The 16,491-nt window shown below is 61.7% G+C and carries 14 protein-coding genes; all 14 read left to right on the forward strand.

What is annotated here, in order from left to right; genetic code table 11:
* Positions 1-2,585 (forward strand): methionine synthase (gene metH / locus GM79_RS00330; RefSeq protein WP_035557365.1); only part of this gene is annotated, 2,585 nt, incomplete at its 5' end.
* Between the two features lie 87 nt (positions 2,586-2,672).
* A complete protein-coding gene (gene metF / locus GM79_RS00335) occupies positions 2,673-3,629 on the forward strand; it encodes a methylenetetrahydrofolate reductase [NAD(P)H] (protein WP_035557369.1) in 957 nt (318 codons plus the stop codon).
* 97 nt (positions 3,630-3,726) lie between these two features.
* Positions 3,727-4,200 (forward strand): tetratricopeptide repeat protein, encoded by a 474-nt coding sequence (locus GM79_RS00340; RefSeq protein ID WP_051718314.1) that lies wholly within the window; start codon positions 3,727-3,729, stop codon positions 4,198-4,200.
* A gap of 190 nt (positions 4,201-4,390) precedes the next feature.
* Positions 4,391-4,900 (forward strand): energy transducer TonB, encoded by a 510-nt coding sequence (locus tag GM79_RS22550; RefSeq protein ID WP_161787080.1) that lies wholly within the window; start codon positions 4,391-4,393, stop codon positions 4,898-4,900.
* 41 nt (positions 4,901-4,941) lie between these two features.
* Positions 4,942-5,502: a hypothetical protein gene (locus tag GM79_RS00350; RefSeq protein WP_035557372.1), complete on the forward strand. Its 561-nt coding sequence runs from the start codon at positions 4,942-4,944 to the stop codon at positions 5,500-5,502.
* Positions 5,503-5,590: 88 nt separating this feature from the next.
* Positions 5,591-6,031 carry a DUF2007 domain-containing protein gene (locus tag GM79_RS00355; RefSeq protein ID WP_035557375.1) on the forward strand — a complete coding sequence of 147 codons (441 nt, stop codon included), beginning with the start codon at positions 5,591-5,593 and terminating at the stop codon, positions 6,029-6,031.
* Positions 6,032-6,116: 85 nt separating this feature from the next.
* Positions 6,117-7,295, forward strand: a complete 1,179-nt coding sequence (locus GM79_RS00360; protein WP_161787081.1) for a PA14 domain-containing protein — start codon at positions 6,117-6,119, stop codon at positions 7,293-7,295.
* Between the two features lie 187 nt (positions 7,296-7,482).
* The gene (locus GM79_RS00365) at positions 7,483-8,340 is read left to right on the forward strand and encodes an SDR family oxidoreductase (RefSeq protein WP_035557590.1); all 858 of its coding nucleotides are present in this window, start codon (positions 7,483-7,485) and stop codon (positions 8,338-8,340) included.
* Positions 8,341-8,571: 231 nt separating this feature from the next.
* Complete coding sequence (locus tag GM79_RS00370) at positions 8,572-9,978, forward strand: OFA family MFS transporter (protein WP_035557381.1); 1,407 nt, start codon at positions 8,572-8,574, stop codon at positions 9,976-9,978.
* A gap of 35 nt (positions 9,979-10,013) precedes the next feature.
* A complete protein-coding gene (locus GM79_RS25685; RefSeq protein ID WP_200875565.1) occupies positions 10,014-10,160 on the forward strand; it encodes a hypothetical protein in 147 nt (48 codons plus the stop codon).
* A gap of 405 nt (positions 10,161-10,565) precedes the next feature.
* Positions 10,566-12,089 carry a M20/M25/M40 family metallo-hydrolase gene (locus GM79_RS00375; protein ID WP_035557383.1) on the forward strand — a complete coding sequence of 508 codons (1,524 nt, stop codon included), beginning with the start codon at positions 10,566-10,568 and terminating at the stop codon, positions 12,087-12,089.
* Between the two features lie 413 nt (positions 12,090-12,502).
* Positions 12,503-13,102 (forward strand): gluconate 2-dehydrogenase subunit 3 family protein, encoded by a 600-nt coding sequence (locus tag GM79_RS00380; RefSeq protein ID WP_035557386.1) that lies wholly within the window; start codon positions 12,503-12,505, stop codon positions 13,100-13,102.
* A 105-nt stretch (positions 13,103-13,207) separates the two neighbouring features.
* Positions 13,208-14,902, forward strand: a complete 1,695-nt coding sequence (locus tag GM79_RS00385; protein ID WP_081867464.1) for a GMC family oxidoreductase — start codon at positions 13,208-13,210, stop codon at positions 14,900-14,902.
* A gap of 203 nt (positions 14,903-15,105) precedes the next feature.
* Positions 15,106-16,440, forward strand: coding sequence for a family 1 glycosylhydrolase (locus GM79_RS00390; protein ID WP_035557389.1), 1,335 nt, complete (start codon positions 15,106-15,108; stop codon positions 16,438-16,440).
* The last annotated feature ends 51 nt before the right edge of the window (positions 16,441-16,491 follow it).

Raw genomic sequence — 16,491 nt, forward strand, 5'->3', positions numbered from 1 at the left:
CGCGGGCATTCGCCCGCCTCATCCGCACCGGCGCATATGAGGAAGCGCTGGCCGTGGCCCGCGTGCAGGTAGAGGAAGGCGCCCAGGTCATCGACGTGAACATGGACGAGGGCATGCTCGACTCGGAGCAAGCCATGACCACGTTCCTGCACCTCATCGCCTCGGAGCCCGACATCTCGCGGGTACCGGTGATGATAGACTCTTCGAAGTGGAGCGTGCTGGAAGCCGGCCTGAAGTGCGTGCAGGGCAAGAGCATCGTGAACTCGATTTCGCTGAAAGAGGGGCCGGAGCTGTTTTTGCAGCGAGCCCGCACCGTGCGCCAGTACGGCGCGGCGATGGTGGTAATGGCCTTTGACGAAGACGGCCAGGCCGACACCTTGGAGCGCCGCCAAGAAATCTGCCAGCGCAGCTACGACCTGCTGCTGAGCATCGATTTCCCGCCCACGGACATCATTTTCGACCCCAACATCCTCATCGTCGGCACCGGCATGGAGGAGCACCGCAACTACGCCGTCGACTTCATCGAGTCGGTGCGCTGGATTAAGGCCAACCTGCCCGGTGCCCTGACCAGCGGCGGCGTGTCGAACATCTCGTTCTCGTTTCGCGGCAACGACGTGGTGCGCGAGGCCATGCACGCGGCCTTCCTCTACCACGCCATCCGGGCCGGGCTGGACATGGGCATTGTGAACCCCAACCAGCTGGCCGTGTACGACGAAGTGCCCAAAGACCTGCTGGAGCTGGTGGAAGACGTGCTGCTCAACCGCCGCGCCGATGCCACCGAGCGCCTACTAGAATTTGCCGACACCGTGAAGCAAAAGGGCAAGGTGGAAGTGGTGGCCGATGCCTGGCGCAGCCTGCCGGTGCAGGAGCGGCTGTCGCACGCGCTGGTGAAGGGCATCACTGAGTTTATTGACGAAGACACCGAAGCGGCCCGCCAGGAGCTGGCGCGGCCGCTTGATGTGATTGAGGGCCCCTTAATGGCTGGCATGAACGTGGTGGGCGACCTGTTTGGGGCCGGCAAGATGTTCCTGCCCCAGGTGGTGAAATCGGCCCGCGTGATGAAAAAGGCCGTGGCCTACCTGGAGCCGTACCTGCTGGCCGACAAGCGCGGGCAGGAACGCCAGACGGCCGGTAAAATACTGATGGCCACCGTGAAAGGCGATGTGCACGACATCGGCAAAAATATTGTGGGCGTGGTGCTGGCATGCAATAACTTCGACATCATCGACCTGGGCGTGATGGTGCCGCTGGAGAAGATTCTCGACGAAGCGCAACGCCAACAGGTGGACGTCATTGGCCTGTCCGGCCTCATCACGCCCTCGCTCGATGAGATGGTGTACGTGGCCCAGGCCATGCAGAAGCGCGGCATGAAAGTGCCGCTCCTCATTGGCGGCGCCACCACCTCGCGCCTGCACACGGCCGTGAAAATTGCGCCGGCCTACAGCGGCGCCGTGGTGCACGTCAACGATGCCTCGCGCTCGGTGGGCGTGGCGGCGGGCCTGCTGGGCTCAGGCGAGGCCGCTTACGCCGAAACCGTGGCCGCCGACTACGCCGCCCTGCGTGCCGATTACGCCAGCCGCCAGCGTGATAAAAACTACCTGACCATAGCCGCGGCCCGTGAGAACGGGTTCAAGGCTGATTGGGCCACTACTCCCATTACCAAACCTACTTTTCTGGGCACTAAGGTGCTGGAAGACTACGACCTGGCCGAACTAGCCGAGTACATCGACTGGACGCCGTTCTTCCACACCTGGGAGCTGAAAGGCCGCTACCCGCGCATCCTCACCGATGAAACGCTGGGCGAGGCCGCCACCAAGCTCTTCGACGATGCGCAGGCGATGCTCCGGAAAATCATTGACGGCAAGCTGCTCACGGCCCGCGCCGTGCTAGGCTTCTGGCCGGCTAATACGGTGGGCCACGACACCATCGAAATCTACGCCGACGACTCGCGGGAGAAAGTGGCTACCGAGTTCTTCACCCTGCGCCAACAGGGCGAGAAGGGCCCAGGCATCCGCAACGTGGCATTCTCGGACTACCTGGCGCCCAAGGAAACGGGCCGGGCCGATTACCTGGGCGGGTTTGCCGTCACGGCCGGCATCGGCATCGAGAAACTCATTGAGCAGTTCGACGCCGACCACGACGACTACTCCAGCATCATGGTGAAGGCCCTGGCCGACCGCCTGGCCGAGGCCTTTGCCGAGCGCCTGCACGAGCGGGTGCGCCGCGAGTTCTGGGCCTACGCGCCCGATGAGCACCTGAGCGGCGAAGAGCTGGTGCAGGAAAAATATCGAGGCGTGCGCCCCGCCCCCGGCTACCCCGGCTGCCCCGACCACACCGAGAAAATTACCCTGTTTCAGCTACTCGACGCGGGCGCCACTACCGGCATCACGCTCACCGAAAACCTGGCCATGTACCCGGCCTCGTCGGTGAGCGGCATGTACTACGCCCACCCGGATTCGCGCTACTTTGGCCTGGGCCGGATTGGCAAGGACCAGGTAGCCGACATCGCTCAGCGCAAAGGCATGGAACTGGCTGAGCTGGAGCGCTGGCTGATGCCGAATCTGAACTACGAACCGAAAGTTTAGCTGGCATCTATTAGCCAGTAGCCCTCGTTCTGAAAATAATCGATTTAAAAAGCTAATAGCTAACCGCTAAAGGCTAGCAGCTCAAAAATGAAAGTTACCGACCACCTGGACCGCGCCAACGGCAAGACCCTCTTCTCCTTTGAAGTACTGCCGCCGAAAAAGGGCGAAAACATCCACACGCTGTTCTCCAATATTGAGCCGCTGATGGAATTTAAGCCGCCGTTTATCGACGTGACCTATCACCGCGAGGAGTACGTGTACCGCCACCACCCCAACGGGCTGCTGGAGAAGAAGACCGTGCGCCGCCGGCCGGGCACGGTGGGCATTTGCGCGGCCATCAAAAACCGCTTCGACGTGGACACCGTGCCCCACCTCATCTGCGGGGGCTTCAGCAAGGAAGAAACCGAAAACGCGCTGATTGACCTGCATTTTCTGGGCATCGACTCGGTGTTGGCTCTGCGCGGCGACCCCATTAAGAGCGAAGGCATATTTAAGCCCGAGCCCGACGGGCACGCCTACGCCGCCGACCTCATCGGGCAGGTGGCCGACCTGAACAAGGGCGAATACCTCGACCAGGAACAGGACGACAGCTGGGCCACCGGCTTCTGCATTGGCACGGCCGGCTACCCCGAAAAGCACTTCGAGGCCCCCAACTATCAGTCCGACATCCGCTACCTGCGCCACAAAGTGGACCGCGGCGCCGACTACGTCGTGACCCAGATGTTCTTCGACAACGAAGAATTCTTCCGGTTCGAGCGCCTGTGCCGCGAGGCCGGCATCACGGTGCCCATCATTCCGGGCCTGAAGCCGCTCACCACCAAATCGCAGCTCACCATGCTGCCGCGCACCTTTTACCTCAACCTGCCCGAGCCACTGGTGGAAGCCATCAGCCAGTGCCGCGACAACGAGGCGGCCCGCGCCATCGGCATCGAATGGTGCATCAACCAGAGTCGCGAGCTGATGGCCCGCGGCGTGCCCTGCCTGCATTATTATTCCATGGGCAAGTCGGAGAGCATCCGGCGCATTGCGGCCGAGCTGTTTTAGAATTAGTACGCAATTGTTCAGTTCCTTCCAGCGTCATTTATCCTACTGGGGTAACTTGTGGTATTGTTCACTACTACCTGTTCACTGCTAACTTTCTATGCTAGACGAGCTGTTTGCCCGCTTGCGGCTGGCCACTGCGCCGGCCGAGATTGAAGCCATGCAAAACGGCATCTGGCAGCTGTGGCTCACCACGGAGGACGTGGCCATCAACAAAGCAATGGAGGTGGGCATGCGTGCCCTGCAAGCCGGAGACCACGGGCTTGCCATTGAGCACTTTACTCGTATAATTCAAGTTAAGGGCGACTTTGCCGAGGCTTGGAACAAGAGAGCCACAGCACGTTACCTGCGCGGCGAATACCGGGCTTCGCTGGACGACATTCGGGAAACCCTGCGCCGGGAGCCCCGTCATTTTGGGGCGCTGTGGGGACAGGCGGGCATGCTGCGGCAACTGGGCGACTATCCGCGGGCGCTGCGGGTACTGGTTCGGCTCTCAGGCATTTGCCCACATCTGCCAGGGCTACAACAGCAATTACGGGAAGTACGCGAGCAGATGGAAGAGGAAGGCTTGTAGAGGCATGGTTCTTGCAAACGTTTGCAAACAAAAAACGTTTTCTTACCTTGCCCAACCGGAAACGGTTGAGGATAAAAAATAGCCAACTATTCTTATTTACACACGCTGCCCTACTATGAAAAACACAATTACGCTAGCTTTTCAACTTATCTTACTCTTAGGCATTGCCACTGTTGCCAGCGCCCAAAAGATGCGCACCACCAAATGGGAAAGTGGCCAGCTGGAACGCCGTGAAAAGGTGGGCATCTGGGAATATTACGGCTACACCGCTTCGCAGGAGAAAGTGGTGGTGCAGCGCTACGACCATTCCGCCAAAGCCCTCGTGTATTACCGGCCCAGCGGCGACATGCGGTACCGCGTGGAGGCCACGCCGGGCCAGTGGGCCAGCCGCGTAGTGGACCAGCCCCCGCTGTTTATCGGCGGCGACCCCGCGCTGGCTACTTACACGACGCAGCTGCAGTACCCGGAACAGGCCCAAACCCGCAATATTCAGGGCCAGGTCACCATTGCCTTTGCCATTGACACGCTGGGACAGGCCAGCGACCATCGGGTGGTGCGCAGCATCGGCGGCGGCTGCGACCAGGAAGCCCTGCGCGTGGTTCGCACCGTGCCCAACGAATGGATACCAGCCCGGCTGGGCACCCGCGCCGTGCCCACGGAATATGAGCTCACGCTTACCTTTCGGCTGGCAAAGCCGTAGAAAGCGGCTCACCAGACGTCCGGCTTGCCGGGCATATTGCTATGAACTCATTGGTTAAGGATTTGAAAAAGGGATTGGGTGGCGTGGCCGCAACGCTGCTGCTGCCAGCTTTACTGCTCACCGGCTGCGACTCGACGCCCCGCGAGCGGCAGGAAGTGGCCCGCGAAGGCGTGCGCGAGCTGGATACGTTGGCCCGTACCGCCGCCCAGAAGGTAGCCCGCCTGGGCAAAGCCACCGCCAGCTACGACGCCGCCAACCGCGCCCGCCGCAGCCAGCCCCTGGACCCGCGCCAGGAAATTGCCATGGAAGCCAAGCTGATGGGTCCCTACTCCGGCCAGCTCGACAACCTCACCCCCAGCGACTTGCCCAACGCTTACGCCCAGCTCATTCGCACGGCCCGCGAGCAGCGCGCCACCTGGACCGACCGCGACTGGGACTACGCCCGCGCCGTGTACCGCCGCCTGAACGACCAGGTGAAGCAGATTCGCCTTGACATTCCGGCGCGCGACGAGGTCCGCATTCGGGCGCGGCAGGCCGAATTTGTGGCCTTACAGGCCGGCCATGCTGCCAAGGGCATCAAAACAGCTACCAAAGCACAGTGAGTTATGAATTAAACGTTATGAGTGGTGAGTCCTACGCATGGCTATACTTCCGCTCATCACTTATAACTTTTGATTCATAACTCAACCCATGTCTTCCCCTGACTCCGTCATTTTCCTGGAATCATACTATGAGCCGATGGCCGCCAACCTGGCCCGTACGCGACTGGAAGCAGCGGGTATCCCCTGCTTTTTGAGCAACGAAAACCTGGTCTCAATCATGCCGCTGTATAGCCCCATTACCGGGGGCGTGCGCCTGCACGTGCGCCAGGCCGATGCCGAAACCGCGCTGGAAATTCTGCGCGACGTAGCAGTGCCACCCGCCACCGGCCCCGACGAAGCCTCCTTTGCCGCCGATGCGCCCGACCCCGTAGCACCGCGCTGCCCCAAGTGCGGCTCCTCGGATGTGGCCTACGGGGCGGCCACGCGCAATACCTACGGACTGTGGTCGGGCCTACTCTCCATATTGTTGCGCTACCCGGTGCGCGGCAAGCGGCACCACTGCTTCCATTGCGGCCACGAATTCAAGTAGCAAGCCCCGAGTTCAGACTTGACTGATGGGCATAAACTGCTTCAAAAGCCCGATACTGATTTTGCTAAACCACCGTTGTTGCAGCATGGCTTGGATTATGCATCGGGAGCGGCAGAAGGCTGCGTTGCTGGGATTACTGCTGCTGTTGGGGCTGTGCCTGCCGGTGCTATCGGCGCGGGGCCAGGCCCAGCGGGCGGGCAGCGGCATCAGGGGTGATTATTACGAGGGCACCGATTTTGAGCGGTTCGTGCTGAGCCGCCGCGACGCCAGCATCAATTTCAACTGGGGACACCAGCCGCCGGCGGCCGGCATGCCGAGTGAGACTTTTTCGGTGCGCTGGACGGGCTGGCTGGTGCCGCCGGCCACCGGGCGCTACGTCTTTCACGTGACCGTGGACGACGGCATCCGCATCTGGGTCAACGACAAGCTAATTCTCAACGAATGGCGGGGCCAGCCCGTGAGCAGCTACACCGCAGCCGTCAACCTGAAGGCCAACGAGGCCTACCGCTTGCGCGTGGACTACTGCCAGTACAGCATGGATACCCGGGCAGTGGTGACCTGGGAACGGCCCGACCAGCCGCTGACCACGCCGCCCCCGGCCACCTGGCGCAACCTGTGGGGCCTGAACGCCGAGCCCCCAGCGCCGCAGCCCATTCCCACCCAGTTCCTATACACACGTAACCCCAGGCCAACGCCGCCGCTGACGGTGCAGCTGCAACCGGTGACAGTGCAGGCCAAGGCGGTGCCGGCCCAACCCCAGCAGGCGTCCACCGCGCCGCGCCGCGCGCCAAAGCCCTCGGTACGGCCGGCCCGGCGGGTTCGGGAGGTCGGGCCAGCTGTAACCATAGCGCCCAGCGCGTCGCCCGAACCAGCGCGGCCAGCGGCCGACTCGGGCCGCACGGCGCAGCTGGCACGCCTGGCGGTGGGCGAAACGGTGACCTTACCCGAACTGTATTTCAACCAAGGCCAGGCCCGGCTGCTGCCCGCCGTGCGCACTGCGCTCGACGAGCTGGCCACCGCGCTACGGGCCCGGCCCAACCTGCACTTTGAAGTACAGGGCCACACCGACAATGTGGGCAACGCCGAGCTGAACCGGCAGCTCTCGCAACAGCGGGCCGCCGCCGTGTGCCGCTACCTCACGGCGCACGGCGTATCCGAGCCCCAATTGCGCCCCGTGGGCTACGGCGGCACCCAGCCCGTGGCCGATAATACCGACCCCAACCAACGGCCGCTAAACCGCCGGGTGGTGCTGCGGCGGCTGTAAAAACCAGTCCGGCTGGCGTGAGTTGGTGTGGCCGTTCTGCTTTTTTTCGCGTAAGCAAAGGTCCACATTTCCTCCCTTTTGCATGACTACGAAAAAAACTGCCGCCGCCAAACCCGCTCCCAAGAAGCCCGCTACGCCCGCCAAGCCCGCCGCCAAAACCGCCCCCGCCAAAGCTGAGCGCCGGCCTATGGCCACCGATTTTAAAGAGGCCGCCCAGAAGCTACCCTACCCTGCCAAGCAGGCCGACATGAGGCTGCAGCCCGACTCCGACCTGGCCAACTACCGCGCCGCCGGCAAGCTCCAGGACAAAGTGGCCCTCATTACCGGGGCCGACTCGGGCATTGGCCGGGCCGTGGCCATTGCCTTCGCCAAGGAAGGTGCCCACGTCGCCATCGTCTTCAACGAAAACGTGGAAGATGCTGAGAAAACCAAGCAAATGGTCGAGAAGGAAAAGCGTAAGTGCCTGCTGCTGAAGATGGACGTGCGCGACCCGGAACAGTGTCGGCACGCCGTGCGCCGCACCCTGGCCGAGCTGGGCGGGCTGAACATTCTGGTGAACAACGCCGCGTTTCAGATGAGCCAGGAGAAATTTGAAGACATCAGCGAGGAGCAAATCCGGCGCACGTTTGACACCAACATTCTTGGCTACATCTGGATGGCGCAGGCAGCCCTGCCACACCTCAAAAAAGACGACTGCATCATCAACACGGGCAGCATTGTGGGCATCACGGGCATTCCGATTCTGGTGGACTACGCGGCCAGTAAGGCCGGCATTCACGCCCTCACCAAGTCGCTGGCGCTGTACCTGGGCGAGCGCGGCATTCGGGTGAACTGCGTGGTGCCCGGCCCGGTCTGGACGCCCAACATTCCGGCCACCATGCCGATGGAAGAAATCAAGAAGTTCGGCCACGAAGTGGCGCTCAAGCGTCCCGGCCAGCCCGAGGAGATTGCGCCCGCCTACGTGCTGCTCGCCAGCCAGGACGGCTCGTTTATGACCGGCAGCCTCGTACATGTGACGGGTGGCAAGCTCAGCAGCGACGAATAATACCACAGCAGACCTGCCCCCAAACGACGGCCGAGTTATCATCTGATAACTCGGCCGTCGTCTTTTTTTAGAAGTAGCCGGCTATAGCTGTTTAGCAAAATTTTCAAGCCTCAAATAATCAATCTATTTAAAAGCCCGTTACCTTTCGCTAACAGCCCTATCGGCCATGCGAATGGCTGATAGGGCTGCCCCCAATTCTCACTTTCTTTCACGTCAACTTCACTTTTTCATATGGCTGAAAATTCCGCATCTCTGCTTGACCGCAGCCGCACCGTGGCGGGCCCCGGCTACAACCGCTGGCTGGTGCCCCCGGCGGCGCTGGCCATTCACCTGGCCATTGGCCAGGCCTACGCCTTTAGCGTGTTCAAGAAGCCCATGGGCGCCCTTATCAGCGGCAATGTAGACGCGCCCGCGCCCGACGACTGGACGGCTGGCCAATTGGCCGTTATTTTCTCCATTGCCATCGTGCTGCTGGGCCTCTCGGCCGCGGTGTTTGGCAAGTGGCTGGAGCGGGTGGGGCCGCGCAAGGCCATGCTGGCCTCGGCGCTGTGCTTCGCCGGCGGCTTTCTCATTGCCTCGCTGGGCGTGCATTTGCATAGCATCTGGCTCGTGTATTTCGGCTACGGCTTTGTGGGTGGCTGCGGCCTGGGCATCGGCTACATCTCGCCGGTGAGCACCCTGATAAAGTGGTTTCCTGACCGGCCGGGCGTGGCCACGGGCATGGCCATTATGGGCTTCGGCGGCGGCGCCATGATTGGCTCGCCACTGGCAGTGGCCCTCATGGCGCAGTTCAAAGACGTGGCGCCCATGGGCGTAGCACCCACATTCATCGTCATGGGCCTTATCTACCTGGCGTTTATGATGTTTGGCGTGTTCACCATTCGGGTGCCGGCCGAGGGCTGGAAGCCGGAAGGCTACGTGGTACCCACGACGTCGAGCGCCCTTATCACCACGGCCAACGTGGACGCCGACAATGCCATCAAAACGCCGCAGTTCTGGCTGCTGTGGGTGGTGCTGTGCATGAACGTGACGGCCGGCATCGGCGTACTGGAGTCGGCCTCACCGCTCATTCAGGAGTCCTTTTCGGATGCGGCCATGGGCGCCGGCCGGGGCGTAACGGCGGCGGCAGCAGCCGGCTTTGTGGGCCTGCTCAGCTTGTTCAACCTGCTGGGCCGTTTCTTCTGGTCTTCGGCTTCTGATAAGCTCGGCCGGAAACCTACTTACATGATATACTTTGGCTTGGGCATTGCGCTGTATGCGCTGGTGCCCACGCTGGCCGCCAGCGCCTCGCTCACCCTATTTGTGGTGGTGTGCTGCGTGATTATGAGCATGTACGGCGGTGGATTTGCCACCATTCCGGCGTACCTGCGCGACATGTTTGGCACCATGCAAGTGGGCGCTATTCACGGCCGCTTGCTCACGGCCTGGTCCACGGCCGGTATCCTCGGCCCGCTGCTGGTGAACTACCTGCGCGACAACCAAAAGGCCAAAGGCCTTACCGGGGCCGCCGCCTACGAAAGCGTATTCTACACCATGGCCGGCGTGCTGGTAGTAGGCTTCATCGCCAACATTCTGGTGACGGCCGTGAGTGAGCGGTACCACGTGAAAAAAGCCAATGCTGTGCCCGCGGGCGTGTAAGCCTTTTCTTCTCAAATCTGTAATTTGAAACTGATATGAATCCGCAACCGAATTCGCACGCGAACAACACCGAAGAGCCCAGCTCGGGCCTGTCGGTGGCACTGGCCTGGCTGTTTGTGGGCGTCCCGCTGATGTGGGGCGTGTCGCAAACGTTCATCAAAGCCCTGACGCTGTTCCGATAGCCTGGCTTTTTGTTACTGTTTACTGAAAAGCAGCCGGCCTTGGGTCGGCTGCTTTTTTTTATTGAGCTGTCACTATTTCAGAAGAATTTCAAAGTAGCTTTTCCGGTCTAAACCGGCTTTAAGCACCGGCGCAAAAATAAATGGGTACTGAGTAGACTTGTTCCCGAATAAGCAGAAACGAAAAAAGCGAGTCATGCTGAGCGCAGCCGAAGCGTCTCTACCGCGCAACTAATCCAATCGACTCAACGAAGCGGTAGAGATGCTTCGGCTGCGCTCAGCATGACCGTCGATTTTACACTTTTTTTGTATTTAGGAACAAGTCTAGTTTTTGTAAAATACTGTGGGACAACCCTGACCTTGCGGCTTGTAGCTTAAAGCTTGTGGCTGACTGCTTACTTTACGGCTATGAAAAAGCTATTCGCGCTGGCCTTGGTGGCCCTGCTGGGGTCGGTGCAGGCCAACGACCCGCTGCAAAAAGTCCGGCAGTTCCGGCAGGCAAACGAGCACGCGCTGCTGGCCGAGTTTGAGCAGCTGGTGGCCATCCCGAACGTGGCCGCCGACACGGCCAACCTGCGCCGCACGGCCCTGTTTATTCAGGACATGATGCGCCGCCGCGGCATTAAAACGCAGCTGCTGGCCGCGCCCACGGCGGGCGCGCCGCCAGTGGTGTTTGGCGAGGTGCGCACGCCGGGTGCCACCCGCACCGTCATTTTCTACGCGCACTACGACGGCCAGCCTGTGAACCCCGCCCAGTGGCGCGAAGGCCTCAGCCCCTTCACGCCTACGCTGGCCACGGGCCCGCTCGACCGCGGCGGCCAGCTGGCAGCCCGGCCCGCATCCGGCCAGCCCTTCAGCCCCGACTGGCGCCTCTACGCCCGCAGCGCTTCCGACGACAAAGCCGGGGTGATGACCATCCTGGCTGGCTACCAGGCGCTGGTGGCCAGTAAGCTCAAGCCCAGGGTCAACATCAAGTTCTTTTTTGAAGGCGAGGAAGAGCGGGGCTCGCCGCACCTGGCCGAAATCCTGGCCCGTCACAAACCACTGCTGGCCTCGGATGTGTGGGTGATTTGCGACGGGCCGGTGCACCAGTCGGGCCGCAAGCAGGTGGTGTTTGGCGCGCGCGGCGACGTAAACATGAGCCTGAAGGTGTACGGCCCGCGCCGCCCTCTGCACAGCGGGCACTACGGCAACTGGGTGCCCAACCCGGCCCTGGCCCTCTCGCGCCTGCTGGCCTCCATGACGGATAGCACCGGCCGGGTGCGCGTGGCGGGCTTCTACGATGACGTGACACCGCTCAGCCAGGCTGAGAAAACGGCCCTGGGTCAGGTGCCGAATCTGGATAAAACCATTCAGCAAGAGCTGGGCTTTGCCCGGCCCTACGGCACCGGCCAGTCGCTGGTGGAGCTGCTCAACCAGCCTTCGCTCAACATCAATGGCATGCAGAGTGCCAATGTGGGCGCGCAGGCGGCCAACGTTATTCCCACGGTGGCTTCGGCCGTGCTGGACCTGCGCCTGGTGCCTGGCAACGACGCCCAACGCCAGGTGCAGAAAGTAATCCGCCACATCGAGCGGCAGGGCTACCACGTAACCACCGCCGAACCCACCGACGCCGAGCGTGCCCAGTACCCGCTGCTGGCCTGCGTGCAGCCCGAAACCGGTTACAATGCCCAGCGCACCCGCCTCGACCTGCCCATTGCCCGCCAGATTATTGCCGCCGTGCAAACCACCACCCCTGACCCCGTGGTAGTGCTACCCACCATGGGCGGCAGCCTACCGCTCTACGTGTTCGAGCAGCAGCTAGGCGCCCAGACTATTACGGTGCCCGTGGCCAACTACGACAATAACCAGCACGCTGAAAACGAGAACATTCGCCTTGGTAATTTGTGGGACGGGATTGAAACCATGGCTGCTATTATGCTGCTGAAGTAGGTGGCTATGCTGGCGGTTGCCTGACCTCCTGACCCCAGCGTTGATAGGTTCTGGCTCGCCGCCTGCAAACCCCATCCCCCAACCCCCCTCCGCTTGATGCGCGGAATCCTCTGGGGGAAGGGGAGCTAATTTTTCAGGTATAATTAATTAAAAATCAAATTTTTATGATTATAAGCTAGTCCCCCTTCCCCCGGAGGATTCCGCGCATCAAGCGGAGGGGGGCTAGGGGATGGGGTGAACGGGCGGCGAACCTGAACATATCAACGCTGGGACCAAGGGTGAGGCGCACGTGTAGGAGGAAGCGAACTAGCTAATATCAGCTACTTATTCCTCAGCCGCCGGGAAGATTTAACTCGTAAGAGGTTACTAGCTGGGCCGACTCCATCGGCACCGCATCAGCTCAAGCCTTTTGTATGTCTGTCCCCACCTATCCCAGCGGCACCGTGCGTGCTTTGCTGGCCACTGAGCACGTTTCGGAAGCCACCCGCGCCGTTCTTGAAAGCCGCCTAAATGCCCCTGCTGCCTACGAACCGCAGTTGTTGGCACCCGAAACATTTGCCCTGCTCGAAGCCGTAGCCGCCCGCATTTTCCCCCAGCCCGACCGGCCTGAAAACCCCATTGCCCTGGCCCCCGCCGTGGACCAACGTTTGGCCGAAGGTCGCGCCGATGGCTGGCGCTACGATGCCCTTCCGCCCGACCGCGAGGCCATGCGCCTGGGCTTGGGCGGCATTGATGAAATAGCGCAGGAGCTATTTCAGGCAGAATTTATGGCGTTGAGTGCCGAGCAGCAGGATGCCGCGCTGCAGGCCCTGGCCGACGGCAACCCGCCCGGCGCTGCTTGGGAAACGCTGGATGCGGGCCGCTTCTTTGAAGAGTTGCTGGCCGAGCTCGCCGAAAACTACTACGCCCACCCGCTGGCCCAGGAAGAAATTGGGTACGTTGGTATGGCCGACTTACCGGCCTGGACGAAAATCGGCCTTAACGAACGCGACGAACGGGAACCCGGCGAATAATGACTGAGCGACGGAGTGACGGAGTAAATGGCGCAAGCGTCGCTACCCGGTTGCTTCCTGGCCCATTCGCTCAGTTACTCAATCACTCAATCACTCATTGATAAAATGCCCGACGAAGAAATCCTAGAAGAAGGCGTCCTCAGCCCCGTTGAACCCGAAATTCAAGACCCGCTACTGCGCGCGCTGATGGCCGACGAACCCGCGCCGGCAGCAGCGCCGGTTGCCACTCCACTCGAACAGCCCCAGGCCGTGCCGGCCGAAGCCGATGAAGTGGACTGCCTGGTGATTGGCTTGGGTGCGGGCGGCGCGCCCCTGCTGGCCCGCCTGGCCATGGCCGGCCTAAAGGTGATGGCGCTGGAAGCCGGACCCTGGCACAACCCCACCACCGACTTCGCCACCGACGAAAAAGCCCAGGACTTCCTATTTTGGAACGATGAGCGGCTGGCCGCTGGGGCCGACCCGCTGGCCATGGGCAAGAACAACTCCGGTACCGGCGTGGGCGGCTCTACGCTGCACTACACCGCCTACACGCCCCGCCCCCTGCCCGACGACCTGCACGTACGGCGCGACTTCGGGCAGGGCGAGGACTGGCCCGTGAGCTACGAAGAACTGGAGCCGTACTACAACGAGGTCGAGCGCTTTATTGGCGTATCCGGCCCCACACCTTACCCGTGGGGCCCCGCTCGCAGCCAGGGCTACCCCATGGCCCCGCTGCCCCTCAATAGTGCCGCCCAGCTGATGGTGCGCGGCGCGGAAAAAATGGGAATCAAGACCTCGCCGGCGGCCAACGCGGCCCTCTCGGCCCGCTACTACCAGGACGGCGTGGGCTGGCGCGAGGCCTGCACCAACCGCGGCTTTTGCCAGGCGGGCTGCTCCAACGGAGCCAAGTCGAGCATGGACGTGACGTACATTCCGTTGGCGGTGAAGCACGGGGCCGTTATTCAGCCCAACAGCTTCGTGACGGAGATTGAGCGCGACGAGCGCGGCCGCGTCACGGGCGTGGTGTACACGCACAACGGGGAGCAGAAGCGCCAGCGCTGCCGCAATCTGTTTCTGTGCGGCGGTTCGGTGGAAACGCCGCGCTTGCTGCTGCTCAACGAGTTGGGGCTGAGCAGCGGGCAGGTGGGCCGCAACCTCATGGCCCACCCCGGCCTGCAGGTATGGGGCACGTTTGCCGACGAAGTGCGGCCCAACAAAGGCATTCCCGGCGGGCTTATTTCGCAGGATACGCACCGGCCGGCCGGGGCCGACTTTGTGGGCGGCTACCTGCTGCAAAGCATCGGGGTGATGCCCGTGACATTTGCCGGGCAGGTGGCGCGGGGCCGCAAGTACTGGGGCCAGCAGCTGCGCGACTACATGAAAAACTTCAACCACATTGCCGGCATCAATATCCTCGGCGACTGCCTGCCCCACGCCGACAACTTCCTGGAGCTGGCCGAAGAAAAGGACGGCCGCGGCCTGCCCAAGCCCCGCCTGCATTTCACGGCCCAGGAAAACGAGCAGCGCATGAACGCCCACGCCGAGAAAATCATGCGCGGCATTTGGGAAGCTGCCGGTGCCACCGACATCTGGTCGTTTCAGCGCTACGCCCACGTCATTGGCACGGCCCGCATGGGCCTGAGCGGCGACGATGCCGTGGTGGATGCCAACGGCCGCGTTTTCGACGTGCCCAACCTCTACATTTCCGATAACTCCACCTTTCCCAGCGCGCTGAGCGTGAACCCGGCCCTCACCATTATGGCCCTGAGCCTGCGCACCGCCGACAAGTTTCTGGAGAGCCAGCAGCGCCGGGACGGTTGAACGACCACTCCCCTCCTTTCTTAAGGAGGGGATGTTCGAGCCAACGACTCGGACGGGGGTGGTACAGTCGTTGCACGATGGACGAACAAGTCTTGCGGGAGTGTTCGGGTGTCGTGCAACGACTGCACCACCCCAGCTTACGCTTCGCGTAAGCGTCCCCTCCTTAAAAAAGGAGGGGAGTTTCTGTTCTTTTAGCACTTTCCATGAAATCTTTTCTCACCAACATCAAAGACCATTTCGGCAGTGGCAAGTACGAGGGCGACCAGTACGGCGGCGCGCAAGGGCACAACGGCAACGGCCTGCCCACTGGGCTGCCCAATAACTTTATGTTTGCCACTGGCATTGAGTGCAGCTACCCCACCATCGATAACGGCAAAACCCGCCGCGACCTGCTGGCCGAGTGCGACCACTACAACCGCTACAAGGAAGACCTGGCCCTGGTAAAGGAAATGGGCCTGAAGGTGCTGCGCTACGGCTTGCCCTATTACAAGATTCAGCTTGGGCCCAATAAGTACGACTGGGAATTTGCCGATGCGGCCATGGCTGAGATTCGGCGGCTGGGCATTACCCCGATTCTGGATTTGATGCACTTCGGGGTGCCCGATTTTATTGGCAACTTCCAGAACCCCGAGCTGCCGGTGCATTTTGCGGCCTACTGCAAAGCCGTGGCCAAGCGCTATCCCTGGGTGCGGTTTTACACGCCCATCAACGAGATATACGTAACGGCCAAGCTCAGCGCCAAAGACGGCATCTGGAACGAGCAGTTGACCACCGACAAAGCCTTCGTGACGGCCTTGAAGCACCTGGTGGCGGCCAGCATCATGGGCACGCAGCAGATTGCCAAGCACCGCCCCGACTGCATTATCGTGCAGAGCGAGTCGGCGGAGTTCACGCACGAGCTGCGCGCCGAACACACTTATGAGGTGCAAATATGGAACAAGCTGCGCTTCGCCTCGCTCGACTTGCTCTATGCCCGCCACCCCGAAGGCGAAGTACTGAACTACTTGTATGACAACGGCATGACGCGCCGCGAGTACGACTGGTTCATGGCCGGCGAGCCCCCCGGATACCAGATAATGGGCAACGACTACTACGGCCGCAACGAGAAAATTATGCTGCCCGATGGCACCATCCAAACCAGCATCGACGTGCTGGGCTGGTACAACATCACCCACGAGTACTACCTGCGCTACCGCAAACCGGTGATGCACACCGAAACCAACGTGCTCGACGCCGACGGCGCCCCCGCGTGGCTGTGGAAGCAGTGGGTAAACATCCTGCGGATGCGTAAAGAGGGCGTGCCCGTGCTCGGCTTCAACTGGTATTCCCTCATCGACCAGATTGACTGGGACAAGGGCCTGGCCCGCAAAGAGGGCACCGTGAACCCCTGCGGCCTGTTCGACCTGGACCGCAAGCCCCGCCCCGTGGCCGACGCCTATAAAATGCTACTCCAGGAATACGGCCAGATTACGATAGTGCCCCACGGCGAGCTGTTTGAAATAACCGAAGCCCCTGCCACGCTGAAAGTGGAAGTGTAGCTGTTGGCGCACCAACACAAAGCCCCCAACTGCTCCGTGCGGAGCAGTTGG

The organism is Hymenobacter sp. IS2118 (genome assembly GCF_000715495.1).
Classification (GTDB): Bacteria; Bacteroidota; Bacteroidia; order Cytophagales; family Hymenobacteraceae; genus Hymenobacter.

What these genes read in the sequence shown, in the direction of transcription:
- metF (WP_035557369.1), top strand. Translation starts at nt 2,673, where the DNA reads ATGAAAGTTACCGACCACCTGGACCGCGCCAACGGCAAGACCCTCTTC.
- GM79_RS00340 (WP_051718314.1), top strand. Translation starts at nt 3,727, where the DNA reads ATGCTAGACGAGCTGTTTGCCCGCTTGCGGCTGGCCACTGCGCCGGCC.
- GM79_RS22550 (WP_161787080.1), top strand. Translation starts at nt 4,391, where the DNA reads ATGCGCACCACCAAATGGGAAAGTGGCCAGCTGGAACGCCGTGAAAAG.
- GM79_RS00350 (WP_035557372.1), top strand. Translation starts at nt 4,942, where the DNA reads ATGAACTCATTGGTTAAGGATTTGAAAAAGGGATTGGGTGGCGTGGCC.
- GM79_RS00355 (WP_035557375.1), top strand. Translation starts at nt 5,591, where the DNA reads ATGTCTTCCCCTGACTCCGTCATTTTCCTGGAATCATACTATGAGCCG.
- GM79_RS00360 (WP_161787081.1), top strand. Translation starts at nt 6,117, where the DNA reads ATGGCTTGGATTATGCATCGGGAGCGGCAGAAGGCTGCGTTGCTGGGA.
- GM79_RS00365 (WP_035557590.1), top strand. Translation starts at nt 7,483, where the DNA reads ATGGCCACCGATTTTAAAGAGGCCGCCCAGAAGCTACCCTACCCTGCC.
- GM79_RS00370 (WP_035557381.1), top strand. Translation starts at nt 8,572, where the DNA reads ATGGCTGAAAATTCCGCATCTCTGCTTGACCGCAGCCGCACCGTGGCG.
- GM79_RS25685 (WP_200875565.1), top strand. Translation starts at nt 10,014, where the DNA reads ATGAATCCGCAACCGAATTCGCACGCGAACAACACCGAAGAGCCCAGC.
- GM79_RS00375 (WP_035557383.1), top strand. Translation starts at nt 10,566, where the DNA reads ATGAAAAAGCTATTCGCGCTGGCCTTGGTGGCCCTGCTGGGGTCGGTG.
- GM79_RS00380 (WP_035557386.1), top strand. Translation starts at nt 12,503, where the DNA reads ATGTCTGTCCCCACCTATCCCAGCGGCACCGTGCGTGCTTTGCTGGCC.
- GM79_RS00385 (WP_081867464.1), top strand. Translation starts at nt 13,208, where the DNA reads ATGCCCGACGAAGAAATCCTAGAAGAAGGCGTCCTCAGCCCCGTTGAA.
- GM79_RS00390 (WP_035557389.1), top strand. Translation starts at nt 15,106, where the DNA reads ATGAAATCTTTTCTCACCAACATCAAAGACCATTTCGGCAGTGGCAAG.